Below are 25,411 nucleotides of genomic sequence, written 5' to 3'. Positions count from 1 at the left end.
TCCGGAGTTCACGGCACGCGCCCAAACTCCGTGAAGTCGCAATCGACCGCCTCAATGCGGTCCGGCCACGGCAAGGGAGAGTACGCGCCACACGCGGCGCGCTTCTGTCCTCGCTCTGTGAGGAGTGCGCCGGGCAAATGGGATCAAACGATCTACCACCATACGCACCCCTCAGCCCCCAAGGCAAACCGGTTCCCCGTGACACCGATCACGACTCGAACACGGCCGGCCCATGGGCGCCGATCACACCGGCTCACCGGCCTCCGGTGACGGCTCCATCCGCATGAAGCGGGCCGCCTGGTCGCCCGACGGACCGTCCTCGTGCGCCGACGACGACGGCTCGGGGGTCGTCGGGTCCGGGCTCGAAGGCTCGGGGTCCGGCTTCGTCGGCGTGGGGTCCGGGGTGTTGCGAGGCGGTGTGGGGTCGGGGTGCGTCGGGGTCGGTACGTCGGGCTTGTTCGGGACATCGGGTTTGGCGTCTCCCGGGGGTTTGCCCGGCGCCGATGCCGTGGGCGACTCCGTACCGGAGAGCGAGGCGGAGGGGGACGCTCCGTCGGCGCCGGGGCGGCTGTCCGCCTTGGCGCCGTGCTCGTCGTGGTGTCCGGTGCCGCCGCCCGTGGCACCCGTACCGCCGTCGGGCGCCGCCGCACCGCCCCGGGGCCCGGCGGAGTGCGAGGGGCCCGGCCGCCCGGCGTCGTCGCCGACGCTCATGCAGCCGGCGGTCGCCGCGACGGCCGCCGCCACGACGGCCAGTCGGACGGGAACGTACAAGGAGCGCACGGGCAGCCACCTCCGGGACACGGGGCATGGACTCGTACTGCCCAACTCCCGTCACCCACAAGAAGACACGCCCAAGCACGACCGAGCACGACTCCGCCGTCCCGCTCCCGACCCGGCCCCCGCCCCCGGAGCCTCGGGGAGCCCGGCCCCCGACACCCCCGGACCTCCTCCCACCGCGACAATGCCGCCGAACACCCACCGCCGTGGCGGAGCACCGCTGCGGCGGACAGAAATCCGGGCAGGGTACCGGGCACAGGGCGCGGGACTCCGCCCCTGGCGGAACCCGAGACCGCCATCACCGACCCACCGCGATGCCGCCGAACACCCACCGCCGTAGCGAATCGCCGCCGCGGCGGAAAGGCCGAGGGAACGCCGTCCGCAGGGCAAGTCCGATCAGCCGTAACCCAAGGCGTGCAGGCGTTCGTCGTCGATTCCGAAGTGGTGGGCGATTTCGTGGACGACGGTGACCTCCGTCTCCGCGACGACCTCCTCGTGGGACGCGCACATCCGCAGGGTCGGGCCCCGGTAGATGGTGATGCGGTCGGGCAGTACGCCCGCGTACCACTCGCCCCGATCCGTCAGCGGCGTCCCCTCGTAGAGCCCGAGCAGCTCGGGATCGTCGGCGGGCGGTTCGTCCTCGACGAACACCGCCACGTTGTCCATGAGCCGCGTCAGCTCCGGCGGGATCCGGTCCAGGGCCTCGGCGACCAGTTCCTCGAACTCCTCGCGCGTCATCTCCAGCACAGGCCCATTGTCGACCACCGCGCCGCATACCCCACCCCGCCCTTGGGCATACGGGACCAATGCCCCGCGACCGCGCAGCCGCAGCACTGTCAGCACTCCGCCGGGTACGCCTCCCGCGAGGGACCCGCCCCCTGCCGGAACTGGGCCGCGACCCGCACCCGTACCGCCGCGCCCTCGGTCTGGTGGCCGTCGTGCTGGTCGGGGCATGGCTCGGGCTGCTGATCGTCGGGAGCGTACGGGTGCCCGTCGGCCCGATGGACACCCGGATGACGCTACGGGCCTCCTTCTCCGGCGGTACGAAGATCAACGTGTCGCCGCTGGGCGCCCTCGAACTGAACACGCACACCGCGCCGATCCGCCTGGACGTGGACGTCGACCAGCTCGACCCGGTACGCGCCGAGGCCCTCGTCCAGCACCCCGAACGGATCTCGGGGCTCCAGGACGAGGTCGCCCGGGACGTCGGACAGGGCACGCTCGACCTGGCGGTACGGTCCTGCGTCGCCGTCGTCGCCGGGGCCACCGCGCTGGGCCTGGTCGTCTACCGGCGCCCGCGCCGCGCCCTCGCCGCCGGCGGGCTCGCGCTCACCCTGCTCGCCGCGTCCGGGGCCACCGCCTTCGCGACCTGGAACCCGAACTCGGTCCTGGAGCCGAAGTTCTCCGGACTGCTCAGCAGCGCGCCGTCCGTCGTCGGCAACGCCCGCAGCATCGTCAGCGAATTCGACGTCTACCAGAAGGAGTTGGCGCGCCTGGTCACCAATGTGACCAAGCTGTACGACGTCACGTCGACGCTGCCCGCGTACCAGCCGGACCCGTCCACGATCCGGGTCCTGCACGTGTCCGACATCCACCTCAACCCGGCGAGCTGGAAAATCGTCTCCTCGCTGGTCGAGCAGTACAAGATCGACGTGATCGTGGACTCCGGGGACACGATGGACCACGGCAGCGCCGCCGAGAACGGCTTCCTCGACCCGATCCCCGACCTCGGCGCCCCCTACGTCTGGGTACGCGGCAACCACGACTCGCGGACCACGCAGAAGTACTTGGAACGCATGAAGAACGTGCACGTCCTGGACGAGGGCCGGGCCGTGACGGTCGCCGGCGTCCGGTTCGCCGGAACCGGGGACCCGCAGTTCACCCCGGACCGCTCGACGCCCGCCGGGGGCGACGCGGCCAACCGGCTCGCCGGGATCCGCCTCGCGTCGGCGCTGCGGGACCAGACGACGGCCGGTACGCCGGTGGACATGGCGGTGGTCCATGAGCCAGTGGCCGCGCGCGAGACGGACGGGACCGTACCGATCGTGCTGTCCGGGCATCTGCACCGCCGCGACATGGAGGTCCTGCCGCTGGGGACCCGGCTGCGGGTCGAGGGGTCGACGGGCGGCAGCGGGCTGCGCGCCGTCGAGGGGAAGTACCCGGATCCGATCGAGGCGTCGATCCTCTACCTGGACCGGGGGACGCGGCGGCTCCAGGCGTGGGACGAGATCAAACTCGGCGGTCTCGGCCTGTCCACGGCCGAGGTGAGCCGCCACCTCCCGAAGGAGAACCAGCCGGGCGCGACCCCGAGCCCGGTACCACCGGGCACGAACGCGCCGGGCACGAACGCACCCGCCACGACCACACCCGCCACGACCGCTCCGGGCCGCCGGTAAACCGTTTTGCCGATACCTCCCGCCATCCCATATGCTTCTCACGTCCCCGACGCGCTGAGAAGCGCCCAGGCGGGCCGATAGCCCTCATCGTCTAGCGGCCTAGGACGCCGCCCTTTCAAGGCGGTAGCACGGGTTCGAATCCCGTTGGGGGCACGCGTGTCGATATGCAACACTGTGTCGGCACACACACCAGGTCCTGTGGAGCAGTTTGGAGTGCTCGCCACCCTGTCAAGGTGGAGGCCGCGGGTTCAAATCCCGTCAGGACCGCTGCAGCCGTTGAGGTTGCGTGGCTGGGTAGCTCAGTTGGTACGAGCGATCGCCTGAAAAGCGATAGGTCGCCGGTTCGATCCCGGCCCCAGCCACCATCGCCCTGTCAGGGCAATCACCCCCACCGAAAATTTTCGGCGGGGGTGTTCTCATGCCGGCCGCGAGAGGGACCATGAAGCTGTACCTCGCCCTAGCCCTCGTACTGTTCGCGTCGCTCGTCTTCGCCTCGGGCGTGGCAGCGGTGACCCGTGGCTGGGTGCTCCCCGTGAACCGCCGGACGATCCACCGCCCCCGCCTCCACGGCTGGGGTCAGCTACTGATCGCCTTCGCCCTGTGCTGCCAGGCGGTCTTCGGACTGATGATCAGCGACATCCCCACCCGCCAATGGGGAACCCTGACAGGCAGCGCCCTCCTCCTGACCGGCCTACTGATCATGGGCCTGAGCCAGCGCGCCCCCCGCCCCTGAATCCGACCCCAGGCCCCTGAAAGGGGCGCGGGACTGTGACATATGCGGCTCCGCCGCGTGGACGCGACCTCAACCACAGCGCCCCTATAAGGGGCGCGGGGAACTGCGCACCCCCCGCCAACCCAGCGGCGCGTAACGTTCTGTACAGCGACACAGATCACCGCGTCGCTAACTACAGCGCGGCGAAATAAGTCGGTAGTCTCGAACGAACCACATAAGTTACCGCTTAGTATTCCGCTCGCGCAGGTTCGAGGAGCCTTCATGCAACTCGCCGCGATCATTGTGTCGTTGGTGCTCGCCGTGGTCGGTGTGGCCCTGTTCGGCCGGGCCATCGCACAGATCTACCGCTATGTGCGGCTCGGCCAGGCCGTCCCCGCGGGCACCCGCACGGACGACCCGAAGCAGCGCACCCTCACCGTGGTCAAGGAGTTCCTCGGCCACACCAGGATGAACCGCTGGGGCATCGTCGGCGTGGCGCACTGGTTCGTCGCGGTCGGCTTCTTCACCCTCGTCCTCACCCTGGTCAACGCCTTCGGTCAGCTCTTCCAGGCCGACTGGGCCCTGCCCGTCATCGGCACCTGGCCCCCGTACGAGGTGTTCACCGAACTCATCGGGCTGCTGACCACGCTCGGCATCCTCACCCTCATCGTGATCCGCCAGCTCTCGCTGCCGAGCCGCGCGGGCCGCAAGTCCCGGTTCGCGGGATCCAACTTCGGCCAGGCGTACTTCGTCGAGGCCGTCATCCTGCTCATCGGCCTGTGCATCCTGACGCTGCGCGGTCTGGAGGGCGTACTGCACCACGTCGACGGCTACGACATCTCGTACCTCGTGTCGTATCCGCTGGTCGCCGCCTTCAAGGGGCTGAGCGTCTCCACGGTGCAGAACCTGGTCTATCTCGTCGCGATGATCAAGATCTCCACCTCCTTCATCTGGATGATCACGGTCGCGCTGAAGACCGACATGGGCGTCGCCTGGCACCGTTTCCTCGCCTTCCCGAACATCTGGTTCAAGCGTGAGCGTGACGGCGGTACGGCGCTCGGCGCGCTGCTGCCGATGGCCTCCGGCGGCAAGCCGATCGACTTCGAGGACCCGGGCGAGGACGACGTCTACGGCGTCAGCCAGGTCGAGCACTTCTCCTGGAAGGGTCTCCTCGACTTCTCCACCTGCACCGAGTGCGGTCGCTGCCAGTCGCAGTGCCCCGCCTGGAACACCGGCAAGCCGCTCTCCCCGAAGCTGCTGATCATGTCGCTGCGCGACCACGCGCACGCCAAGGCCCCGTATCTGCTCGCCGGTGGCGGCAAGAGCATGGAGGGCGAGGAGAAGGCCACCGCCGAGCAACTGGCCGACGTGCCCGCCGCCGCGCTCGCCGAGGCCGAGCGGCCCCTCATCGGCACCCTGGAGGAGAACGGGGTCATCGACCCCGATGTGCTCTGGTCCTGCACCACCTGCGGCGCCTGCGTCGAGCAGTGCCCCGTCGACATCGAGCACGTCGACCACATCGTGGACATGCGCCGCTACCAGGTCATGATCGAGTCCGCCTTCCCCAGCGAGGCCGGCACGATGCTCAAGAACCTGGAGAAGAAGGGCAACCCCTGGGGTCTGGCCAAGAAGCAGCGCCTTGAGTGGACGAAGGAGGTCGACTTCGAGGTTCCGGTCGTCGGCCGCGATGTCGAGGACCTGTCCGAGGTCGACTACCTCTACTGGGTCGGGTGTGCCGGCGCCCTGGAGGACCGCGCCAAGAAGACCACCAAGGCGTTCGCCGAGCTGTTGCACATCGCGGGCGTCAAGTTCGCGATCATGGGCGGCGACGAGAAGTGCACCGGCGACTCCGCCCGCCGTCTCGGCAACGAGCCGCTGTTCCAGCAGCTCGGCCAGGAGAACGTGGCCATGCTCAACATGGCCTGGGGCGAGGACGAAGAGGACCCGGCGACCCGTAGGCCCAAGACCGCCAAGAAGATCGTCGCGACCTGCCCCCACTGCTTCAACACCATCGCCAACGAATACCCGCAGCTCGGCGGCGAGTTCGAGGTCATCCACCACACCCAGCTGCTCCAACACCTCATCGACGACGGCAAGTTGATCCCCGTCACGCCGGTCGAGGGTCTGATCACCTACCACGACCCCTGCTACCTCGGCCGCCACAACAAGGTCTACACACCGCCGCGCGAGATCATCGCCAAGGTGCCGGGCCTGCGGAACGAGGAGATGCACCGGCACAAGGAGCGGGGCTTCTGCTGCGGCGCCGGTGGTGCCCGGATGTGGATGGAGGAGCGCATCGGCAAGCGGATCAACACCGAGCGCGTGGACGAGGCGCTGTCCCTCAACCCCGACATCATCTCCACCGCCTGCCCGTTCTGCCTGGTGATGCTCACCGACTCGGTCAACGGCAAGAAGAACGACGGCCAGGCGAAGGAGTCGCTCCAGGTCGTGGACGTGGCGCAGCTGCTCCTCGACTCGGTACGCACCCCCGCCGACGGTGAACCGCCCACCGGCGAGGCCGAGTCAGCGGACGCGCCGGAACCCGAGCCCGTGAAGTAAGCCGCGCGAAAGGGTAGTTGAGGCCGGGGTCACCTCACGGGACCCCGGCTTCCGTATGCCCGTCCGGTCCGCGCCCCCGCACACCCCCGTACAACCCTTCCGCCCCACCCCGTGTCGAACAGGGCGCCGGACAAGGAACGGGCCCTTGCCGGAACCCCCCGCGCTGCCCGGCCATCCTTCTTCACGGGAGCCGCAGATGCGCAAGAACCGTTCGACCGCCCTCGCGGCGGCCACCTTCCTCCTGGTGTCCGGCGCGGGTATGGCCCTCGCCCTCGCACCCGCCGCCCACGCCGGAACCCCCGGCGGTACGCACGCGAGCGACCGCAACAGCGACTTCAACGGCGACGGGTACGAGGACGTGCTGGTCGGTGCGCCCGGCGCCACCGTCAGCGGACAGAAGGGCGCCGGACTCGTCACCGTGCAGTACGGGTCGCCGAAGGGCATCGGCACCAAGAACGTGGCGCGGTTCAGCCAGTCCACCGCCGGAGTCCCCGGCGCCGCAGAGGCGGGCGACCACTTCGGGCAGGCCGTCGCCACCGGTGACCTGGACGGCGACGGCTACGACGACGCGCTCGTCGGCATCCCCGGCGAGGACCTGTACGAAGCCAAGGACGCGGGCGGCGTCGCGGTTCTGTGGGGCTCCAAGGCGGGTCTCACGGGCGCGGCGAGCGACTGGATCCAGGCCGTGGAGCCCACCGAGGGCGCGCAGTTCGGCCTCGCGGTCGCCGCCGCCCACTTCACCGCGTACAACCCGGACGACCAGATCGCCGTCCTCGACAAGGACCGGCTCCACACGTTCGCGTACGCGCCCGAACTCCGGGCCGCCAAGGGCGCCGCCGACGACCGGTCACCGCTGAAGAAGCGGAAGACCCAGCGCATCGCCGGACTCGCGGCCGACCGGGACATCGCCCCGAAGTCACTCACCACCGGCGACTACGACGACAACGGCTACGCCGACCTCGTCGTCTCCGGCGTCACCACCGGCGACGAACCCGGGCACGGCTGGTCCGCGTACTTCTCGGGCAGCGAAGGCTTCCTCACGTACGAGCGCGAGCTGCGCGGCGGGCCCGCGGCGGCCTCCGGGGACATCGACAACGACGGGTACGACGACCTGGTGACCGGTGAGCCGCACTCCCCCGACGACGGCGGCGAGTCCCTGACCGGCGGTCTGGTGGGCGTGCGGTACGGCGGTCCCGACGGGCCCGCCGACGAGGTCCAGTGGTGGACGCAGGACACCGCCGGGGTACCCGGGGTCGCCGAGCGCGGGGACGGCTGGGGCGCGGACCTGTCCGTCGCGGACACCAACGGCGACGGCTACGCGGACGTGGCGATCGGCGCGCCCGGCGAGGACATCGGCACCGTCGCCGACGCGGGCGCGGTGTGGATCCTGCGCGGCACCGCCGGCGGGCTGACCGCGACCGGCGCGAAGTCGTGGGACCAGAACAGCGCGAACGTGCCCGGCACCGCCGAGAAGGGCGACAAGTGGGGCGCCCAGGTCCGGTTGACCGACCCGAACAGGGACGGCCGGTTCGGGCTGCTGGCGGCGGCACCGGGCGAGAACACGAACGACGGCGTGGTCTGGGTCCTGTCGGCGGGCTCGGGCGGGGTCACGGCGGCCGGTTCGTGGACGTACGGAGCCGGGTCGCTGGGGGCTCCGGCGGCGGACGCGTTGTTCGGGGCGGCGATCGACGAGTAGCCCGGGGCGAGCAGACCGAGACGAGTCACCCCCGCCCCCTATGAACGACAGGCCGGGCCCGCACCCCCTCCGGCGGGACCGGCCTGTTGCGTACCTGCCCAACGGGCGCATGATGGGCGCGGCGTTTTCGGAGTTGGCGGAGTTGCCAGAGTTGGCGGACGGACGGGTGGGGCGGATGGTGCGCGCAGGACGTGACGGGGTGGGGCGCCCGGGGGGCGTGACCGGCGGCGCGAGTCGTACGGGGGCGACTGCCCTCCGCGTCTGCGCGCTGCTCCTCGCCACCGCTCTCACCACCGCCCTCGCCGCCTGCGGCTCCTCCGGCGACGGCGACGGGCAGTCGGCCAAGGCCAGCCGGCCCGTGGGCGTCGAGGCGGGTGAAGGTCCGGCGCCGCTGCCGGTGCCCCAGGGCAAGGGCGTCAAGGGTGTCAAGAACGTCAAGAACAGCGCGGCCCGGCCCGACTTCAACGGCGACGGCTACCCCGACCTCGTCATCAACGACCTGGTGAAGGGCCCCGACGACAGCCACGGCGACGACGCGGGCATCGGCATCGTCTACGGCTCCCGTACCGGACTGCGGCCCGCGACACGGCAGTTGCTGAACCCGGCCCGGCTCGCCGCGCCCACCAAGGGCCAGGTGCCCGCCACCTTCGACGCCGAGGCGTTCTGCGATCTGGACGGCGACGGGTTCACCGACCTCGTCGTCTCCACCGATCCGCCGTACGACGGCCAGGGCGCACCCCCCGTACCGCTCCAGATCCTGTTCGGCTCGCCCGGCGGGCTGACCGGCAAGGCCGTCAAGGTGCGCATCCCCGACCGGGCCCGGATCGGCAACGACTGGCCCGACCAGCCGGTCTGCGGCGACTTCGACGGGGACGGCGCGATGGATCTCGTCGTGCACGCGAGCAACAGTTCGCTGAGCTTCCTGCGCGGCCCGTTCTCGCGTACCGGAGCACCGCGCGCGGCGGGCGCGCCGCTGCCCGCGCCCGGCAACGTACCGGCCGGACCCGCGGTCGACGTCAACGGCGACGGCTACGACGACCTCGTCGTGCGGACGCAGAGCGGCGCGTCGAAGTCGGCCGTCGTGTTCGGCGGGCCGGACGGGCCCGCCGAGACGGGCGTCCTGCTGCCGTCCGGGCTCGACGTGGCCTTCGGACGGTTCGGCAAGGGCAAGGGCATGGACGCGGCGATCGGCTCCCAGAGCGGCACGGCCCTGCGGTACGAGATCCCGGGCACCGCGCGCGCCACGCTCGCCGTGCCCGGCACCGTCCTCGACTCCGGCGACTTCGACGGCGACGGCCGGGACGACCTGGTGTCCAGCGGCTCCCGGCTACGGATCTTCCCGGGCACGGCGTCGGGCCTGTCGACGGCGGGCGAGGTCGTCGTACGGCCGAAGGCGACCGGGACGACACGGGTGTTGGCGGTTGCCGACTTCGACGGGGACAAGCGCGCCGACCTGGTGGTCCGTACCGCACGTGACGAGACCCGGGACACGGTCGCGGTGTACCCGGGCGCGACCGAGGGTCTGATCGCCCGCGCGCCGAAGGTGACGTTCTCGACGGCGATGTTCCTGGGTATGAAGTAACGGCATGAAGTAGCCGTGCGGGTCATGGAGTTGAGGTCGGCGGAAGTTCTCTCCCGTCCCGTACAACCCCCGAACCCCATGGGGAGTCTCCTGTGAGCCGAACACTCCGTAAAGCTGAGGCAACACCCCGGCAAACGTGAGTAAAGGCTCCCATTCGACTGCGGATGCCCGCCAGGCATCCCCACCGCAGGAGACCCGCATGCATCAGCGCATCAGACTCGCCCTCGCCACGGCCGCCTCGGTGGCCCTGACGGGCGGGCTGCTCACTCTCACGGCGGGCCCGGCCCAGGCGGCCCCCGCCGTGCCGCTCGCCGCGTCCGACGCCGACTTCAACGGCGACGGATACGCGGACGTGGCCGTCTCCGCCGGTGGCGCGACGGTCGCCGGCCGCTCGGGCGCGGGCGCGGTCACGGTGATCTACGGCGGCGCCACCGGCAACCGGTACGCCTCGCACAGCCAGAACAGCGCCGGCGTGCCCGGCTCCGCCGAGAAGAACGACTACTTCGGCTCGGACACCGCGTACGGCGACTTCGACAACGACGGGTACGACGACCTCGCGGTCGGCGCCCGTGGCGAGGACGTCGGCAGTGACACGGACGGCGGAACCGCCGTGATCCTGTGGGGCTCGGCCTCCGGCCTCAAGGGCGGCTCGACCATCCAGGACCCGCGTCCCACCCAGCACGACGGATTCGGTCGGGCACTGGAGGCCGGCGACTTCACCGGCGACGGCAAGGACGACCTCGCCATCGCCTCCGGCACGTACGTGACGATCGACGTGCTGCGCGGCGGCTTCAAGCGCACCGGCGCCCCGGCGGCCCGCTCCACCGTCGCCCCGAACATCTACGGCGGCGACAAGGCGGGCGTCTGGAACCTGCACTCCGGCGACCTGAACGGCGACAAGCGCGAGGACCTGATCGTCAACGGTTACTCGAAGGAGGACGACTTCAACTCCAACTACTGGCTGCCCGGCACGTCGTCCGGCGTGACGACCAACGGCGCCCAGAAGCTGCCGACCGGCACGATCACCGACGTCGGTGACACGGACGGCGACGGCTACGGGGACATCGTCTTCGGCATCGACTGGGACTCCGGGATCCCCGAGTCCCAGAAGGGCGGCAAGGTCCTCATCGCGAAGGGCACGGCGAGCGGGCCCGCGTACGGGGAACGGCAGTCGTTCTCGCAGAGCACCCCGGGCGTCCCCGGTACCAGCGAGACGGAGGACTTCTTCGGCACCGAGATCGACCTCGGCGACATCAACGGCGACGGTCACCTCGACCTCGCCATCGGCGTCCCCGGCGAGGACCTGACCGGCGGCCGGGAACAGGGCGCGGTCACCATCCTGTACGGCGCCGCCGACGGCTCCGGCATCTCCGCCGAGGGCTCGGTCGCCTTCAACCAGGACACTCCCGGCGTCCCCAACACGAGTGAGACCGGGGACTACTTCGGCCTCGACATCCATGTGGACGACCTCAACGGCGACGGCCGCGGCGATGTCGTCGTCGGCGCGTACGGCGAGAACGACTTCAACGGGGCCGTGTACCCGCTGCGTTCCCAGGCCAACGGCACCTTCACGGCGTCCGGCGGGGTCTACCCGTCCGCGGTCGGCGTCTCGACGGCGGGCCGGCCGGGCTTCGGCCACAACATGTCGGACTGAGACACCGGGGGTTTCCTCCGGGCCCCCTCCGGGTCCCCCTAGGGGATGTCACAGGTCGGCCGCAATGCCCTGTGGTTTGCCTCGGTGCCGACCCGTCACTCTCCGGGACCAGGTACGTTCGATGACGTGGCTGGATTCAGGATCGGACGCGGCCGGGACAACCGCGCACCGCAAGGGCGACCGCAGAACCCGCAGCAGAACCCGCGGCGGCAGCCGTACGGACAGCAGGCCCCCCAGGGCGGCCAGGCCCCGTACGGCGGCCCCGCGGCGCCCCCGCCGTACACACAGGCACCGCACCAGCAGCCGTACGGGCAGCCGCAGGGTCAGTACGGGCAGCCGTCGCAGTACGGGCAGCAGGGGCAGTGGCCGGCCGCCGGCGGGGGGCACGGTGAGCCGGAGTACTTCGGCGCCGGACACCCGCAGGCGGCGCCGGACCCGTACGCGGCGAACAACGCGGGTCACACCCAGGCGTTCTCGATCGACGACCCGTACAACCACGGCGAGACCTATCGCGCGGGCCAGGCGTCCGCGCCGCCGGTCGGACCCCGGCTGGGCTGGAAGGACCTGCTGAGCGGCATCGTGCTGCGCCCCGGCCGGACCTTCCTCCAGATGCGCGACTACACGATGTGGGGCCCCGCCCTCATCGTGACCTTCATCTACGGCCTGCTGGCGATCTTCGGCTTCGACGGCGCCCGCGAGGACGCGATCAACGCGACCCTGTCGTCGGCGATCCCCTACGTCCTGACGACGGGTATCGCGCTCGTCCTCAGCGCCTTCGTGCTGGGTGTCGTCACCCACACGCTCGCCCGCCAGCTCGGCGGTGACGGAGCGTGGCAGCCGACCGTGGGCCTGTCCATGCTGATCATGTCGATCACGGACGCGCCACGGCTGCTCTTCGCGATGTTCCTGGGCGGCGACGCGTCACTCGTCCAGCTCATCGGCTGGGCGACCTGGATCGCGGCGGGCGCGCTGTTCACGGTGATGATCAGCAAGTCCCACGATCTGCCGTGGCCGAAGGCGCTGGGGGCGTCGGCGATCCAGCTGATCTCACTGCTGTCGATCATCAAGCTGGGCACGTTCTGAGCGAATCCTCGGGGGACCCGGGTCAGGCGTCGAGGACCTGCCCGGAGCGGCGGACGACGGGCGGGTCGACGCTCCACGGGAAATTGATCCAGGCGTCGGTGCGCTTCCAGACGTACTCGCATTTCACGAGCGACTGCGACTTCTCGAATATGACGGCGGAGCGTACTTCGGCGACTGCGTCGAGACAGAAGTCGTAGACGAGCTTCAGGGTCTTCCCGGTATCGGCGACGTCATCGGCGATGAGCACCTTTTTATTGGTGAAGTCGATGAGGTTGGGCACGGGCGCCAACATGACAGGCATCTGAAGCGTGGTCCCGACACCCGTATAGAAATGAACATTCACGAGGTGGATGTTCTTGCAGTCCAGGGCGTAGGCGAGACCGCCGGCGACGAAGACACCGCCGCGGGCGATGGAGAGCACGACATCGGGTTCGAATCCGTCGTCGGCGACGGCGTGGGCGAGTTCGCGCACGGCGACACCGAAGCCCTCGTAGCTCAGATTCTCACGAGCGGGATCAACGTCCTCGGGACTCATGGAACTCACACCTGCGTCCGGTGGAAATTGAGGAAGGACCGGGAGGCGGTGGGGCCGCGTTGCCCCTGGTAACGGGACCCGTACCGCTGAGCCCCGTAGGGGAATTCGGCGGGTGAGGTGAGCCGGAACATACAGAGCTGGCCGATCTTCATGCCGGGCCAGAGCTTGATCGGAAGCGTCGCGAGATTCGACAGTTCCAGGGTGACGTGCCCCGAGAATCCGGGGTCGATGAATCCGGCGGTCGAATGCGTCACGAGCCCGAGGCGCCCGAGGCTGGACTTTCCCTCCAGGCGGCTGGCGAGATCATCGGGCAGCGAGACGACCTCGTACGTCGACGCGAGCACGAATTCGCCCGGGTGCAGGATGAACGGCTCGTCACCCTCCGGTTCGACGAGTCGCGTCAGATCGGCCTGCTCGACGGAGGGGTCGATATGCGGATACCGGTGATTCTCGAACACCCGGAAGTAGCGGTCCAGCCGCACATCGATGCTCGACGGCTGCACCATCGATTCGTCGTACGGGTCGACGCGTACGCGTCCCGCGTCGATCTCGGCCCGGATGTCCTTGTCTGAGAGCAGCACGCACCGAGGATACGCAGAGTAGGCGGCCCCGCCGCAACGTGGGCCGCCCACTCACCCCCGCGCTAGCGCGGAGCGGGCTCCACAGGTCCCGGAACGGGAGCCGGAACCGGGACGGGCACCGGAACGGCGTGGCGCAGTCGGGCACACCGTGGGCAGCGGATGAGCCGGGCGGGACCGAGCCGGTCGGCCTGCTGCATCGGGAACCTGGTGGTGCGGAACACGTGCCCTTCGGCACAACGGACCACGGTGCGCTCGATCAAGTCCTCTGACAAGAAGTCCTCTGACAAGTCCTCTGAGTCCCTTCCCCAAGAGCCGCGTACGGCCGGTCGCCGTGGCCGGTGAGGAGCCCCCCGGCCGACGCCCGCCCGACTGACGAGGAGGCCACATTACGGGACGAATAGGACGGGCTCGTGGGCGGCACTCCGCACCTGGGCCACGGGCGACACGGTACGCCCCAACTCCCGCCGACCGCAGCCGCGTCCACGGCTCGAACGGCACCGTTCGGGCGGTGGGGGTGGGGCATGGGGTAGAGTGTGCAACGGTACGAAACCGGTTCTTCCGGGTCGTCGCGCGGGTGTAGTTTAGTGGTAGAACATCAGCTTCCCAAGCTGAGAGTGCGAGTTCGATTCTCGTCACCCGCTCCATATGAAAACCCCAGGCCAATGGCTTGGGGTTTATTTGTTATGTAACCAATTCGGGGCGATGCGCGCTTCGATTCGTGTCGTGCTCCAGTACGAACCCCCCGGGTCAAAGACCTGGGGGTTGTTTGTCGCTTCCGATTTTCCGGGTCGCTCAGTGGGTGAAGCCCCAGTTGAGTAGCTTCGTGGCTTCTTCGAAGCGGGTCTTGTCGGTGGCTAGGATCGCGCCGAGCAGGGTGCGGTTGTCACGCTGGGCGGCGAAGACGAGGGCGTAGCCGGCCTCCGGGCCGCTGCCGGTCTTGATGCCCAGGGCGCCGTCGTAGCTGCTCAACAGCTCGTTGGTGGAGTTCCAGGTGTAGTACCGGGTGCGGCCGTTGGCCGCCGGGGCCTCGGTCTTGTACTGCTCCATCTTCACGATGTCCGCGAACACCGGCTTCAGCATCGCGCGCTGGGCGAGCTTGGTCATGTCGCGTGCGGTGCTGCGGTTGTCGCCGTGCGAGATGCCGTCGAAGGAGTCGAAGTGCGTGCCGGTCAGGTTCAGTTCCTGGGCCGTGGCGTTCATCTGGTCCACGAAGTCGGCGACCCGCGCGTCCTGGGTGTCCCCGGAGCCGAAGTTGTCCACCAGGGCCAGCGCGGCGTCCGTCCCGGACGGGAGCAGCATGGCGTGCAGCAACTGCCGGACGGTCAACGTGTCGCCGGTCTGGAGGTCGGCCGTACTGGCACCGGCGTGGGAGACGTAGTCGCGGTACTCCTGCTTCACCACGATCCTCCGGTCCAGCCACTCCGGGTGCTTGAGCACCACCAAGGCGGTCATGATCTTGGTGGTACTGGCCATCGACACGCTCTCGTCGGCCTCGGCCCCGGCCCACATCTCCCGCTCCTGGCTGCCGTCGCGGGCGTCCAGCAGGAAGGCGTGCTCGGCTTTGATGTCCGGGACGGTCTGGACCTTCGAATCCAGGGTCAGCGTGCCCTGGGTCCGGTCGGCGGGGGTGGTGGCCTCGCTGGTCTGCGGGGCCTCACCGCTCTGGTCGTCCACGGAGTGTGTCGTACCGGGGGTGGCTGCCTGGGCGAGGCCACCGGCGGTGATCGGCAGGACCGCGCCGACCAGTGCGACCGTCGCGATCCGGGCTCCCGTCCGGTGTATGCGGCCGGGTCGGGCGTGGGCACCCATGGGCGTCCCTTCTCCCGGCGCGGGGACGCCGGTTTGCAGAGGTAACTCGGTTCACACCGAACCTACTTGGGCGCCGAGAACCACTGTCAAGATCACTCGCGCACCGTGCCCGGCCGGCTCCGCTGAGCAGCGGCGCCCCGCCAGTGTCCGTCGATTCAGATCGGCTCTGGTTGCCGCTCTGATTGCGATTGCGGTTCCGGTTGTCTCGCTGGTGTGGCGCCCGGTTCCCTCGCCGCCGTGGTCCGTACGTAGCCGTAGACCACTGACGTCATCGCCAGAATGAGTAGTGGTCCGGACACCCACGGATACTCGGCCATCTTCAACGGCAGGAAGCGGTAGGACACCAACAGCACGGCGAAGACCGTCGCTCCGTAAGCGGCCAGCCGGATCCGTGATCGATGCCAGCCGTGGTCGAACGACCGTAGAGCTACCTCGACCGTGAGCGCGAACACCACCCCGGCAATGAGATCCACGCCGTAGTGGTAGCCGAATCCCAGCGTCGCGGTAAGCGTGGCGATCAGCCAGAACGAGCCCGCGTACCGCAGAACGCGTGGGCCTTTGCGGGTGTGGATGAAAATCGCGACAGCCCACGCCGTGTGCAGGCTGGGCATGCAGTTCCGCGGGGTGATCTGGTCGAACGGTATGGAGTGCGGGGTAGTGAGGGGCGGCGGTGTCTGTGGCCACAGGTCCGCCACCGCCCAGTGCGCGCTGGACGGAATGTCCGCCGCCCACAGGCTGACCGGCGCCCAGTACTCGGTGCCGGAGCCGTAGGCGAAGAGCGGGCCGACCACCGGGTACATCATGTAGAAGGCGGGCCCGAGAAGGCCGATCACCAGAAAGGTGCGCACCAGGTGATGGCTCGGGAAGCGGCGCTCGACCGCCACGCGGCGCAGTTGATACACCGCGACGACGACCGCGGCCAGCCCGAGTTGACCGTAGACGAAGTCGAGGAAATTGAAGCCGATGGGGCCGGTGGCCGAGACAAGCCGGCCTACCAGCCACGAAGGATTGCCCAGCGCGTGATCGGCTGTCGCCACGTACGGGTCGAGCACCGCCGGGCGGGTCTTCGCGGTGATGAGCAGCCATGTGTCGCCGGTCTTGCGGCCCGCCACCAGCAGGAGGCCGAGCCCGACGCCCTTCAGCAGCAGGACACGTTCCGGGCCGGTGCGGCGGGTGACCGCGATGACCCCGTAGCCCAGAATCACCCAGAACGCACCATTTCCGAAGAAGTGGCCGGCCGTGTCGACGTCCATCGCCCACCGGACCAGCGAGAAGGCGATGTCGATACCGATCGCCGCACCCACCGCGATGAACCGTTGCCGCCAGGTGAGGACCAGCGTCATCAACGCCATGGCGGCGTACAACAGGCTGCCCGACTTGGGGGCGACCACCGCCTCTCGCAGCTGGCTGGTGATCGGCCCCGGCAGGCCGTAGCGACGCGCGGCGAACTCCAGCGCGACGAGGAATCCGAGGGCCACGACACCCGCTACGGCCCAGAGTCCCGCCGGTATTCGGGGCGGGTCCTGCCGAGGTATGTGCGGGGGCGGAGCGGTCACTTCGCTCGCCATCCCGATGCGTCTCTTGGCCGACGTCCTGAAACCCCGCGACACCCGTCACGCCCCCTTGGTCCGCCCCTGCACGCCAACCGTGCCCTTGGTGTGCCCTTCAGAGCGGACAGCCACAGTCAGTAGCGGCGGTGCCCCAGGCCATCAGGGGAGGGAAGCACAGTGGATCAGCGCAGGTCAATAGCCATGTAGGCGCACAAACGCCTTCGTCTCCCCAGTCGACGGAGCGCGGTGCTGCCCGCCGCTCGCCCGGTTGTCCGGGAACCACCCCGGGATTGTCCTCGATCCGTAACGGACGCATCCGGTGGCCGCCGATCCTCGTCCTGCCAATTGGTCGCGAGGTGACCGAGGGTTCGGCGAGTAACTGCGGGAAAGCGGGGCGGACATGGCACGGCACGGCGGCGGGCGGGGTTGGTACGGCAAGGTGCTCGGCGCGGCGCTCGGGGTGACGTTGTTCGCCACCGGTGCCTCGATGTGGACCGCGCAGGCCGGTGCCGTGGGCGGCTCGTCGCCGAAGCCGTCCGCGTCGGCGACGCCGGGCAGTGACATCAAGCCGGTCGCGAAGACCATCGTGCACGCCTCGGACAAGGGCGCGCGCGGCATCAACCTCACCATCGACGACGGCCCCGACCCCGTGTGGACGCCCCAAGTACTCGACGTACTGCGGGAGTACGGGGTGAAGGCCACGTTCTGCATGACGGGGACGCAGGCGCAGGCCCACCCGGACCTCGTGAAGAAGGTCGTCGCGGCCGGGCACCGGCTGTGCGACCACTCGGTGTCGCACGACACCGCCATGGACAAGAAGTCCCGGGCCTACCAGTCGAAGGAGATCCTCGACGCCGAACGCATGATCACCGAGGCGTCCGGTGGCGTACGACCGATGTACTACCGGGCGCCCGGCGGGGCGTTCACCCCGTACAGCCGTACGCTCGCCGCCTCCCGTGGCATGCGCCCGCTGGGCTGGAACGTGGACACCAAGGACTTCGAGCGGCCGGGCACGGACGCCATCGTCGCCACCGTCGAGCGGGAACTGTCCAACGGTCCGACGCTCCTCTTCCACGACGCGGGAGGCGACCGCTCCCAGAGCGTCGAGGCCCTGCGCCGACTCCTCCCCCGGCTCAAGGAGCAGGGTTACGCCTTCGGCTTCCCGGTGCGCTGAGGCTTGGGCCGGAGCCTGCGCTCAGTGACCTTAAGGTTCCTGTCATGGATGAGATCGTCTTGATGTCGGACCCGAAGGTCGCCGCCGTACCCGTCGTGGAATGCGGTGAGCGGCTCGTGGATGTCCGGCGCGGCGGCTCGTTGCTGGTCGACGTACGCAAGCAGGACCCGGCGGACGCCTTCGCGTATCTGCGGGAAGGTGTGTTGGAGCGGTTGTTCAAGGCCCAGGCGATGCTTCCGCCGGGCCTGCGACTGCTGTTCGTCGAGGGATACCGGCCGCCCTCACTCCAGCGCGAGTACTTCGAGGAATACGCCGCACAGCTCCGCGCCGACCACCCCGAGTGGACCGGCGAGCAGATCCACTCGGCCGCCAGCCGCTACGTCTCCCCACCCGACATCGCCCCGCACAGCGCCGGCGCCGCCGTCGACCTCACCCTCGCCGACACCGACGGGCACGAACTGGACCTGGGCACACGGATGAACGCCGACCCGGAGGAGAGCGAGGGGGCTTGCTATACCCACGCCCCCGGCATCAGCGAGGAAGCCCGCGCCCACCGCGAGCTGCTGAGTTCCGTACTCACCCCTGCGGGTCTGGTCAACTACCCCACGGAATGGTGGCATTGGTCCTACGGCGACCGGTACTGGGCCCTGACCACCGGGGAACCCACGGCCCTCTACGGCCCGAAAGAACTCACGCCTCGGATCCTGTCGAGTGCGGACAGGTGAGAGGCCCCGGAGAGAGAGATCCGGGGCCTCTGGGGTTGTTCGTGGGTTACTTCAGGATGTTGAGGGAGTTGGTGGCGTCGTCCACGAAGTAGACGGCGTCACGGTCCAGGTCCACCGCGAGACCGAACAGGGCGCCCGCGCCGGGCGGGTCGCCGCTCTTGTCGAGTTGCCGGTAGGCCACTTGGCGACCCCTTGGCGTGGTCTCGACGATGTTGCCGTCGCCGCCGTTGACGGTCAGGATGTGGCCGTTGGGTGCGATGGCGAGGCCGAGGGGGCCGTTGAGCCGGCCGCCGCTGGTGACGACCCGGCCGGTGCCGGCGCTGTATTCCCGTGACAGCGCGTGCGGGATGACGTTGATCCGGTTCTTGACCGTGTCAGCGACGTAGAGCGAGCCGTTCTTGGAAAGGCCGACGCCTGTCGGGCCGATCACCAGGGCGGTGGGGTCGGTCTTCTGGGCGAAGCCCGAGCCGATCGTGGTGGTCTTCACCCGCTGCGGCGGCTTCTTGTCATGGTGCTTGAGGGTGATGCGCAGGACGGTGCCCCGGTCCACTTCGTCACCGCCGCCCGCCACCGTGCCGTTGAGCACGTTGGTGACGAACAGGTCGGTACGGTCGCCGTGGCTCGCGGCGGTCATGTCCCACGGTCCGTTGATGCCGCCGCCGGCGATCGTCTCGCGGACCTTGCCGTGGCTGTCCAGCACCAGCAGGCAGCCCGCGCGAGCGGTGGAGGCCGTACCGTCGGTGGTCGGCAGGCTGCCGACGACCACCCACCCGCCGGGCAGGATGCTCAGGGCGGTGGTGAGCCCCACACCGCCGGGGCAGGGGCCGGGCAGGCGTGCCGGGTCGATCCGGGCGAACAGCTTGGCCTTTCCGCGCGGGCTGATCTGCACCAGCGTGGTGCCCGTGCCCTGGAGGTTCTGGCTGTTGTTGAAGTTACTGACCAGGACATTGCCTCGGCGGAGCTTCCCGGCGTCGTGCGCGACCACGGCCGTGCCGTACGGGTTCATGTCGCCGTTCTTGGGGACCGTGGAGGCCACCTCACGCACGGTGTGCAGACGGCCGAGGAATGTCCCATCGGCCGAGGCGGAGCCTGCCGCGGCCGTTACCGAGATGGCCACGGCGGCTGTCAGCGCCGACAGCCCTCGCGCCAACGGTGACAGAAAGTTAGTTCTCATGTGCGTCACGTTAAAAGTGATGGTGGGATCAGGTGTGCGCGGACACGCTCCGCCCTCGGGTATTTCGCTCCGCTGGTGGCCCGAAGCGCCCAAGTGTGCGGGGCGCCGCGCGATCAGCCGTGGCAGTCGGAGTAAGGCTTCGTAGCAGTCGAGGCGCCCCCTCACGTCCGGGGCTCCCGTAACCCTTCGTGATCATGTCACCAGCCGGTGACAGCGTTGTCCTGGAACGAAGGCGCCGGGATCCGTTCGGCTCGCAGGCCCCTCATAGTGATCGAGCAAGCACCGGGAAGCCGACACCGCTTCGGCCTCAACCACCGATTACCCAAGGGGATTTCATGTCCGGCACCCGTCGCACCCATCGCACCCTCAGCCCCCTCCACACCCGTCGCAAGACTCTCCTCGTCTCCGCAGCCCTCGTGGGCGGCGCCATGCTGATGACCGCGTGCCAGGACACGGACACCGCCAAGGACACCGGCGCCGCGAACGGTTCCTCGACCGCCACCCCGGCCGCCCCGGCCGGCTCGTCGGCGGCCGACAGTGACCAGAGCGCCGACAAGGGTGCCGACAAGGGCTCCAGCGCGAAGGGCGAGGGATCCGAGGACGCGGCCGGCTCCGGCGCGGACACCGGCAACGGCGGGCGGGAGCAGGTCGGGCAAACCTGCGGCGCCAACGACATCTCCTGGAGCACCCGGTCCGAGTCCCAGGCCGGCGGATACATCCTGATCACGGCGAAGGCGAAGTCGGGGATCACCTGCTACCTGCCCGCCGCGCTGCCGACCGTGGCGTTCGGGTCCGACGGTACCGAGGCGGGTCCCGCGGAGCAGTCCGTCGGCCAGCAGATCAAGCTGAGCGGGAACACCACCGCCTACGCCGGGGTGAACCCGAAGACCACCAATGAAGACGGCGGCAAGGAGCTGGACTTCATCATCGTCGGCATCGGTGACGAGGACCCGAACCCGGAGTCCCTGCCGGTCGACACCATCACTGTCGACAGCCCGATCGTCACCAACTGGCACACCACCCCGGCAGACGCCGTTCCCTTCGACTGAGACGCCCGGAACTCCGCTCCATCCGGATCCACCTCGATCGGCTCCTCACCGAGCGCGGCATGACCCAACCCCCAACCCCCAACCCCCAACCCCCAACAGGGCGTCCTACCGACCGACACCGACACCGTGACCGTCCGAGTGTGTCGTAGGTCACGGGAAGTCGGTACGTGGTGCCGGACAGCTCATTGGGGTGAGCACTCATATGCGTACCCGGATACGAGCCGGGGATCCGAGCGCGTTCGCTGAGCTGTTCGACAGCTACGCACGCGCGGTCTACAACCATGCCTTCCGGCTGACCGCCGACTGGGCGACGGCCGAGGACGTCATGGCCGCGACGTTCATGGAGGCGTGGCGGCTGCGCGACAGAGTCGATGCCGAGGGTGGCTCGCTGCGTCCCTGGCTGTTGGGTATCGCCACCAACACGGCGCGCAACCAGTTCCGGTCGAACCGCCGTTACCGGGCCGCGGCGAACGCCGCCGCGGCGGCGGAGCTGTCGATGCCCGACCACGCCGACCAGGTGGCCGACCGGATCGACGACCGCCGGCGTCTCGCGACCGTCCTCGCCTCCCTCGCCGCGCTGCGCAGACCGGAGCGGGAGGTCATCGCGCTCTGCCTGGGAGAGGGCCTGGACTACGAGGCCGCGGCGGAAGCGCTCGGCATCCCCGTCGGAACCGTCGCCTCCCGGCTGTCCCGGGCCCGTAAGAAGCTACGCGCGCTGGCCGAGGCCGAGTTGGCCCGCCCCCTCACCGCGACGCCCCGCCCGACGACCGAACTGCCGCGCCCCGCCACACAGACGGCCACTACACAGACGACCGCCACACAGACGACCTCCGCACGGACAGCCTCCGCACAGACGACAACCGCGCAGACGGCCCGTAAAAAAGTTCGCGGTAAACGGGAAGTCGTTCGCCCCGTCCGACAGACAAGAGGCGATCACGACAACGCGATCCGGCCCGCACAGGAAGGAAATCGATGAACGCGAACCCGATGAACGCGAACCCGTCCCGGCAGCACCCTGCCGAGGGGGACGAGAGCGCGCGGCTCTTGTCCGGGACCGCGCGCGACCTGCCGCCGGGCCGTCACCAGTTCCACAAGGAGCGTCTGATGGCCCAGATCCACGACACGCAGCGCGAAGAGCGTGCGGCGACGGCCGCACCCGGCACGAAGACCCGGCGGTTCCGGCTGCCGCGGCCCGCGATCGCGCTGCCCGCGATGGTCGCCGTCCTGGCGGGGGCGGTCGTGGTCGTGACGGCGACGACCGGCGGGTCCGGGGTCCGGGACGGTGGCGTCGCCACCGGGCCTGCCCTGACCACGACGATCGGCGACGCGAGCACCGAGGGCCTGCCGCAGTTGCTCGACGAGATCTCGCTGGCCGCCGCCGCCGACACGTCCCGTCCGACCGTCAAGCCCGGCCAGTACATCTACATCGAGTCCAAGACGGCCGACACCTTCATCAAGACCGTGGACGACAAGAGCAGCCTGGCCAGCTACGCGCTGCACAAGCGCCAGGTGTGGATGTCCCCGGACGGCACCAAGGGCTGGCTGATCGATCCCTCGGTCAACGACGGCCCCGAGGGCGAGACCCTGAGCCTGCCGGACGAGCAGGGCAACATCCGGGAGGCGTCCCTCAACGGCCCGTCGTACGACTACCTGACCAAGCTGACCACCGACCCCGACCAGCTCCTCGCGAAGATCTACAAGGAGACCAAGGGCCAGGGCAACTCACCGGACCAGCAGGCGTTCAGCACCATCGGGGACCTGCTCGGCGAGAGCTACCCGCCCGCCGAGCTGTACTCGGCGCTGTTCAAGACGGCCGCGAAGATCCCCGGGGTCGTCGTCGTGAACGACGCGGTGGACGCGGTCGGCCGGCCCGGTGTCGCGGTGGCCCGCCTGGACGAGACCAGTGGCGCGCGCGAGGAGTGGATCTTCGACAAGAAGACCCATGTCTTCCTCGGCGAGCGCAGCGTCCAGGTGAAGCAGCTCAGCGGCGAGGACGCCCTGGTCAAGCCCGGCACGGTCAACCACACCAGCGCCATCATCACGCGTGCCGTCGTCAACGGCATGAAGCAGACGCCGCCCTCGTCATAGCCATAGGCATAGCCATAGCCGTGTCGTCGTCCTGACGCGCGGTCGGCCTCCGGTCATGTGGGCGGTCGGAGGCCGGCTCAGTACAGGCCCTTGTAGCTCTGCCAGCCGGTGGCGATCTTCACGCGCGCCGCGAAGGTGCCGTTGCCCTTGCCGGTCAGCCGGCACGTTGCCCCTTCGGCGCGTATCTCGGTCACACCCCTCTTGTGCCTTCCCGTGAGGCGCACATCCAGACCGTCCGGGGTACGTTCCCGCCGTCTCGTTGGTACGGCTGCACGAGAACGGCTCGCCCCCCTGTCATGGACGGGGGAAGCGGGCCGCTCCTCGTATCAGGCCGGTTCAGAGCAGGTCGAACTCGTTGCTCCCTGCGGCCACGACGAAGCTGTTGAACGCCTCGGAGGTGAACAGCAGGGCTGGGCCTTCAGGGTTCTTCGAGTCGCGGACGGCGATGCCGGGGTGCGGCCGAGTCACGTCGGCGCACTCGAAGCACTGCGCTTCGCTGCCTCCGCTGTAGGTGGACTTCTTCCAGACGGCGCCCTCAAACTCAGGAGCCACGTAGGCGCGTCCGTGCTTCGTGGTCACTGGTGCGGTCCTTCCAGGTACCGAGCAGTACCTACTTCAGGTGGCTCCCTTTGTTTGAGGGGAGACGGTCAGTGGTCGATGTCGCCGGACCTCACGAGGCCGACGAACGAATGCCATGTGGCGGCCGACACCACGAGCGCGGGACCGGACTTGTCCTTGGAGTCGCGGATGCCGACCTGGTCGACAAGATCCGCGATCTCGACGCAGGCTCCGCCCGTGTCGTTGCTGTACGACGACTTGAACCAGGCGGACTCGGGGGCCACTTCGAGGGCCGTGATGTGGGTGTTGATGGCTAATTCCCCTCCCGTGCTAGTTGTCGCCTGACCTCACGAGACCGACGAACGAAGACCAGGCGACGGCCGGCACCACGAGCGCAGGACCGGACTTGTCCTTGGAATCGCGGATGCCCACTCGGGCGCTCAGATCAGCGACTTCTACACAACTGCCGCCCGTGTCATTGCTGTACGACGACTTGAACCATGCGCACTCGGGGGCCACTTCGAGGGCCGTGATGTTGGTGTTGATGGCTACGTCCACTCTCGTGTTAGTTGTTGCAGGAACCCGGGCGTTCGAGCCGGGGGCAGGGCGCTGTCGCGCATGGCATCGAAGCGGCGGACGTTCCGTTGGACCTCCAGCCGCTCGTCAGTGACGCTGATCGTGTTGGGCATGTCGACCTGCACGACAGGGCTGAGGGTTTCGGAGAAGTCGAGGATCGTGAAGTTGCTTTCCGTGCGATACGTCACGACGTCGTGGGGCAGGATCTGGACGGTCACGTTGTCCAGCTCGCCCAGCATCACGATCTCCTCGTACTGAGTGCGCATCACCTCGGGGCCACCAACCATCCGTCGGACAGCCGCCTCGTCCATGATGACGCGCAGTTCCAACGGGTCCTCCGAGCGAGTGATCAGCTCCTTCCGCTCTAGTCGAAGTCGAACGTTCTGCTCGACATACTCGGTCGTCGTCTCGTCGACCGGCTTGGCGATCAGGTACAGCGCTTTCGTGTAGCCCTCGGTCTGGAGCAGGCCGTACACGAAAGCGGGCTGCCAGACGCGCATCACCGTGGCGTCCTGTTCCAACCCGCGGTAGGTCGGCATTCTCGACGGCATGTGTGCCTTGTACGGCGTCCATGGCTCCTTGCTCAGCGACTCCCGGTGCAGTTGGAGCAGGGTTTCCAGGTCCTCCTTCGGGAGGTCCGGGTCGAGATGGTCGATGAGTGCTTCGAGGTCGCTCACGCGTGGCAAGTCGTTCGCGCCGATCTCCACGCGCGCGAGTTTCGTGTGCGAGAAGCCCAACACATTCGCCACGTCCAAAAGCGTCTCGCCCTTCTTCTCTCGGAGCTTGCGTAACTCCTTGCCCAGTTCCCTGCGTCGGAAGGTCGCTCCGCGCTTCGCTGCCATTGCGTAACCCTTTCCCCAGATCTGTCGGTGCTCAACGTGGTTCGTGTCCGGTGTCTTTGCGGGTCGTACTCCTCTTCGCGACACCCCCTGTGTGCTCTCGCTCACCCCGTGCCCATGGTCGGGCATGTGCCACTTTGGTCGACGTCCCCATTTCCCTTGCACAGTAAATCGCCCATACAGCACGGTAGTTGAGCGAGCAGCTCGTGTGCACATTTCACGAAAACTCATGAGAGTGCACCCTCGAATTCGTGTGCGGTCCTGTCCTCCAGCAGGAGGCAACCCAGGAAGCTC

The 25,411-nt window shown here is 68.9% G+C and carries 24 protein-coding genes and 4 tRNA genes; 16 read left to right on the top strand and 12 right to left on the bottom strand.

What is annotated here, in order from left to right; all coding sequences use genetic code 11:
- Window positions 1–243 precede the first annotated feature (243 nt).
- Window positions 244–780 (bottom strand): hypothetical protein, encoded by a 537-nt coding sequence (locus ACFVT5_RS40210; protein WP_389898843.1) that lies wholly within the window; start codon window positions 778–780, stop codon window positions 244–246.
- Window positions 781–1,173: 393 nt separating this feature from the next.
- On the bottom strand, window positions 1,174–1,524 hold the full coding sequence (locus ACFVT5_RS40205) for a metallopeptidase family protein (protein ID WP_389898840.1): 351 nt from the start codon (window positions 1,522–1,524) through the stop codon (window positions 1,174–1,176).
- A 59-nt stretch (window positions 1,525–1,583) separates the two neighbouring features.
- Here ACFVT5_RS40205 and ACFVT5_RS40200 point away from each other — a divergent pair, with 59 nt between their 5' ends.
- The 10 genes from ACFVT5_RS40200 (at window position 1,584) to ACFVT5_RS40155 (ending at window position 12,459) form a co-directional block, all read left to right on the top strand.
- Window positions 1,584–3,173 (top strand): metallophosphoesterase, encoded by a 1,590-nt coding sequence (locus tag ACFVT5_RS40200; RefSeq protein ID WP_389898838.1) that lies wholly within the window; start codon window positions 1,584–1,586, stop codon window positions 3,171–3,173.
- 80 nt (window positions 3,174–3,253) lie between these two features.
- Window positions 3,254–3,326: transfer RNA gene (locus ACFVT5_RS40195), tRNA-Glu, on the top strand.
- A 39-nt stretch (window positions 3,327–3,365) separates the two neighbouring features.
- Window positions 3,366–3,440, top strand: a tRNA-Asp gene (locus tag ACFVT5_RS40190).
- A gap of 21 nt (window positions 3,441–3,461) precedes the next feature.
- Window positions 3,462–3,538, top strand: a tRNA-Phe gene (locus tag ACFVT5_RS40185).
- Window positions 3,539–3,591: 53 nt separating this feature from the next.
- Complete coding sequence (locus ACFVT5_RS40180) at window positions 3,592–3,906, top strand: hypothetical protein (protein WP_389898835.1); 315 nt, start codon at window positions 3,592–3,594, stop codon at window positions 3,904–3,906.
- A 261-nt stretch (window positions 3,907–4,167) separates the two neighbouring features.
- The gene (locus ACFVT5_RS40175) at window positions 4,168–6,444 is read left to right on the top strand and encodes a (Fe-S)-binding protein (RefSeq protein ID WP_389898834.1); all 2,277 of its coding nucleotides are present in this window, start codon (window positions 4,168–4,170) and stop codon (window positions 6,442–6,444) included.
- Between the two features lie 196 nt (window positions 6,445–6,640).
- Window positions 6,641–8,140 (top strand): esterase, encoded by a 1,500-nt coding sequence (locus ACFVT5_RS40170; RefSeq protein WP_389898831.1) that lies wholly within the window; start codon window positions 6,641–6,643, stop codon window positions 8,138–8,140.
- 166 nt (window positions 8,141–8,306) lie between these two features.
- On the top strand, window positions 8,307–9,722 hold the full coding sequence (locus ACFVT5_RS40165; RefSeq protein WP_389898941.1) for an FG-GAP repeat domain-containing protein: 1,416 nt from the start codon (window positions 8,307–8,309) through the stop codon (window positions 9,720–9,722).
- Window positions 9,723–9,921: 199 nt separating this feature from the next.
- On the top strand, window positions 9,922–11,376 hold the full coding sequence (locus ACFVT5_RS40160) for an FG-GAP-like repeat-containing protein (protein WP_389898829.1): 1,455 nt from the start codon (window positions 9,922–9,924) through the stop codon (window positions 11,374–11,376).
- 45 nt (window positions 11,377–11,421) lie between these two features.
- The gene (locus tag ACFVT5_RS40155) at window positions 11,422–12,459 is read left to right on the top strand and encodes a Yip1 family protein (protein WP_389898826.1); all 1,038 of its coding nucleotides are present in this window, start codon (window positions 11,422–11,424) and stop codon (window positions 12,457–12,459) included.
- Window positions 12,460–12,481: 22 nt separating this feature from the next.
- Here the strand turns inward: ACFVT5_RS40155 and ACFVT5_RS40150 are convergent, their stop codons facing one another.
- The 3 genes from ACFVT5_RS40150 to ACFVT5_RS40140 form a co-directional block, all read right to left on the bottom strand.
- Window positions 12,482–12,994, bottom strand: a complete 513-nt coding sequence (locus ACFVT5_RS40150; protein ID WP_389898824.1) for a phosphoribosyltransferase — start codon at window positions 12,992–12,994, stop codon at window positions 12,482–12,484.
- Between the two features lie 5 nt (window positions 12,995–12,999).
- Entirely contained in the window at window positions 13,000–13,575 is a 576-nt protein-coding gene (dcd, locus tag ACFVT5_RS40145) for a dCTP deaminase (RefSeq protein ID WP_389898822.1), read from the bottom strand.
- A gap of 62 nt (window positions 13,576–13,637) precedes the next feature.
- Window positions 13,638–13,832, bottom strand: coding sequence for a hypothetical protein (locus ACFVT5_RS40140; RefSeq protein ID WP_389898938.1), 195 nt, complete (start codon window positions 13,830–13,832; stop codon window positions 13,638–13,640).
- 313 nt (window positions 13,833–14,145) lie between these two features.
- On the opposite strand from ACFVT5_RS40140, the gene ACFVT5_RS40135 reads away from it, so the two are divergent.
- Window positions 14,146–14,219, top strand: a tRNA-Gly gene (locus tag ACFVT5_RS40135).
- Window positions 14,220–14,367: 148 nt separating this feature from the next.
- On the opposite strand, the gene ACFVT5_RS40130 is transcribed toward ACFVT5_RS40135, so the two are convergent.
- Both ACFVT5_RS40130 and ACFVT5_RS40125 read right to left on the bottom strand, forming a co-directional pair.
- Window positions 14,368–15,384, bottom strand: a complete 1,017-nt coding sequence (locus ACFVT5_RS40130; RefSeq protein WP_389898819.1) for a D-alanyl-D-alanine carboxypeptidase family protein — start codon at window positions 15,382–15,384, stop codon at window positions 14,368–14,370.
- Between the two features lie 155 nt (window positions 15,385–15,539).
- Window positions 15,540–16,952 carry a phosphatase PAP2 family protein gene (locus ACFVT5_RS40125; protein ID WP_389898816.1) on the bottom strand — a complete coding sequence of 471 codons (1,413 nt, stop codon included), beginning with the start codon at window positions 16,950–16,952 and terminating at the stop codon, window positions 15,540–15,542.
- A gap of 382 nt (window positions 16,953–17,334) precedes the next feature.
- On the opposite strand from ACFVT5_RS40125, the gene ACFVT5_RS40120 reads away from it, so the two are divergent.
- Together ACFVT5_RS40120 and ACFVT5_RS40115 are read left to right on the top strand one after the other, a co-directional pair.
- Entirely contained in the window at window positions 17,335–18,108 is a 774-nt protein-coding gene (locus ACFVT5_RS40120; protein ID WP_389898814.1) for a polysaccharide deacetylase family protein, read from the top strand.
- A 44-nt stretch (window positions 18,109–18,152) separates the two neighbouring features.
- A complete protein-coding gene (locus tag ACFVT5_RS40115; protein ID WP_389898812.1) occupies window positions 18,153–18,833 on the top strand; it encodes a M15 family metallopeptidase in 681 nt (226 codons plus the stop codon).
- A 46-nt stretch (window positions 18,834–18,879) separates the two neighbouring features.
- On the opposite strand, the gene ACFVT5_RS40110 is transcribed toward ACFVT5_RS40115, so the two are convergent.
- A complete protein-coding gene (locus ACFVT5_RS40110; protein WP_389898809.1) occupies window positions 18,880–20,007 on the bottom strand; it encodes a hypothetical protein in 1,128 nt (375 codons plus the stop codon).
- A gap of 335 nt (window positions 20,008–20,342) precedes the next feature.
- On the opposite strand from ACFVT5_RS40110, the gene ACFVT5_RS40105 reads away from it, so the two are divergent.
- From ACFVT5_RS40105 to ACFVT5_RS40095, 3 genes are all read left to right on the top strand, one after another.
- Window positions 20,343–21,056 (top strand): DUF4232 domain-containing protein, encoded by a 714-nt coding sequence (locus ACFVT5_RS40105; RefSeq protein WP_389898807.1) that lies wholly within the window; start codon window positions 20,343–20,345, stop codon window positions 21,054–21,056.
- Window positions 21,057–21,258: 202 nt separating this feature from the next.
- On the top strand, window positions 21,259–22,032 hold the full coding sequence (locus tag ACFVT5_RS40100; RefSeq protein ID WP_389898805.1) for an RNA polymerase sigma factor: 774 nt from the start codon (window positions 21,259–21,261) through the stop codon (window positions 22,030–22,032).
- Between the two features lie 11 nt (window positions 22,033–22,043).
- Window positions 22,044–23,144 (top strand): CU044_5270 family protein, encoded by a 1,101-nt coding sequence (locus tag ACFVT5_RS40095; protein WP_389898936.1) that lies wholly within the window; start codon window positions 22,044–22,046, stop codon window positions 23,142–23,144.
- 336 nt (window positions 23,145–23,480) lie between these two features.
- Here the strand turns inward: ACFVT5_RS40095 and ACFVT5_RS40090 are convergent, their stop codons facing one another.
- The 4 genes from ACFVT5_RS40090 to ACFVT5_RS40075 all read right to left on the bottom strand — a co-directional run bounded on the left by ACFVT5_RS40090 (window position 23,481) and on the right by ACFVT5_RS40075 (window position 25,120).
- Window positions 23,481–23,723, bottom strand: a complete 243-nt coding sequence (locus tag ACFVT5_RS40090; RefSeq protein WP_389898802.1) for a DUF397 domain-containing protein — start codon at window positions 23,721–23,723, stop codon at window positions 23,481–23,483.
- A 68-nt stretch (window positions 23,724–23,791) separates the two neighbouring features.
- Entirely contained in the window at window positions 23,792–23,986 is a 195-nt protein-coding gene (locus ACFVT5_RS40085; protein WP_389898799.1) for a DUF397 domain-containing protein, read from the bottom strand.
- 46 nt (window positions 23,987–24,032) lie between these two features.
- The gene (locus ACFVT5_RS40080; RefSeq protein ID WP_389898797.1) at window positions 24,033–24,260 is read right to left on the bottom strand and encodes a DUF397 domain-containing protein; all 228 of its coding nucleotides are present in this window, start codon (window positions 24,258–24,260) and stop codon (window positions 24,033–24,035) included.
- Window positions 24,251–25,120 carry a helix-turn-helix domain-containing protein gene (locus ACFVT5_RS40075; RefSeq protein WP_389898794.1) on the bottom strand — a complete coding sequence of 290 codons (870 nt, stop codon included), beginning with the start codon at window positions 25,118–25,120 and terminating at the stop codon, window positions 24,251–24,253. Before ACFVT5_RS40075 ends, ACFVT5_RS40080 begins: the two co-directional genes overlap by 10 nt.
- Between the last annotated feature and the right edge of the window lie 291 nt (window positions 25,121–25,411).

The sequence above is a fragment of the Streptomyces sp. NPDC058001 genome (assembly GCF_042886315.1).
Lineage (GTDB): Bacteria > Actinomycetota > Actinomycetes > Streptomycetales > Streptomycetaceae > Streptomyces.
The sequence above is the reverse complement of the archived record's forward strand: the minus strand, read 5'-3'. Positions and strand labels throughout refer to the sequence as shown.

Excerpts from the sequence above, each read along its gene's own strand:
- ACFVT5_RS40180 (WP_389898835.1), top strand. The coding sequence starts at position 3,592 with ATGCCGGCCGCGAGAGGGACCATGAAGCTGTACCTCGCCCTAGCCCTC.
- ACFVT5_RS40150 (WP_389898824.1), bottom strand. The coding sequence starts at position 12,994 with ATGAGTCCCGAGGACGTTGATCCCGCTCGTGAGAATCTGAGCTACGAG.
- ACFVT5_RS40115 (WP_389898812.1), top strand. The coding sequence starts at position 18,153 with ATGGATGAGATCGTCTTGATGTCGGACCCGAAGGTCGCCGCCGTACCC.
- ACFVT5_RS40125 (WP_389898816.1), bottom strand. The coding sequence starts at position 16,952 with ATGGCGAGCGAAGTGACCGCTCCGCCCCCGCACATACCTCGGCAGGAC.
- ACFVT5_RS40200 (WP_389898838.1), top strand. The coding sequence starts at position 1,584 with ATGCCCCGCGACCGCGCAGCCGCAGCACTGTCAGCACTCCGCCGGGTA.
- ACFVT5_RS40155 (WP_389898826.1), top strand. The coding sequence starts at position 11,422 with ATGTCACAGGTCGGCCGCAATGCCCTGTGGTTTGCCTCGGTGCCGACC.
- ACFVT5_RS40075 (WP_389898794.1), bottom strand. The coding sequence starts at position 25,120 with ATGGCAGCGAAGCGCGGAGCGACCTTCCGACGCAGGGAACTGGGCAAG.
- ACFVT5_RS40120 (WP_389898814.1), top strand. The coding sequence starts at position 17,335 with ATGGCACGGCACGGCGGCGGGCGGGGTTGGTACGGCAAGGTGCTCGGC.
- ACFVT5_RS40170 (WP_389898831.1), top strand. The coding sequence starts at position 6,641 with ATGCGCAAGAACCGTTCGACCGCCCTCGCGGCGGCCACCTTCCTCCTG.
- ACFVT5_RS40095 (WP_389898936.1), top strand. The coding sequence starts at position 22,044 with ATGAACGCGAACCCGTCCCGGCAGCACCCTGCCGAGGGGGACGAGAGC.
- ACFVT5_RS40130 (WP_389898819.1), bottom strand. The coding sequence starts at position 15,384 with ATGGGTGCCCACGCCCGACCCGGCCGCATACACCGGACGGGAGCCCGG.
- ACFVT5_RS40100 (WP_389898805.1), top strand. The coding sequence starts at position 21,259 with ATGCGTACCCGGATACGAGCCGGGGATCCGAGCGCGTTCGCTGAGCTG.
- ACFVT5_RS40110 (WP_389898809.1), bottom strand. The coding sequence starts at position 20,007 with ATGAGAACTAACTTTCTGTCACCGTTGGCGCGAGGGCTGTCGGCGCTG.
- ACFVT5_RS40105 (WP_389898807.1), top strand. The coding sequence starts at position 20,343 with ATGTCCGGCACCCGTCGCACCCATCGCACCCTCAGCCCCCTCCACACC.
- ACFVT5_RS40160 (WP_389898829.1), top strand. The coding sequence starts at position 9,922 with ATGCATCAGCGCATCAGACTCGCCCTCGCCACGGCCGCCTCGGTGGCC.
- ACFVT5_RS40175 (WP_389898834.1), top strand. The coding sequence starts at position 4,168 with ATGCAACTCGCCGCGATCATTGTGTCGTTGGTGCTCGCCGTGGTCGGT.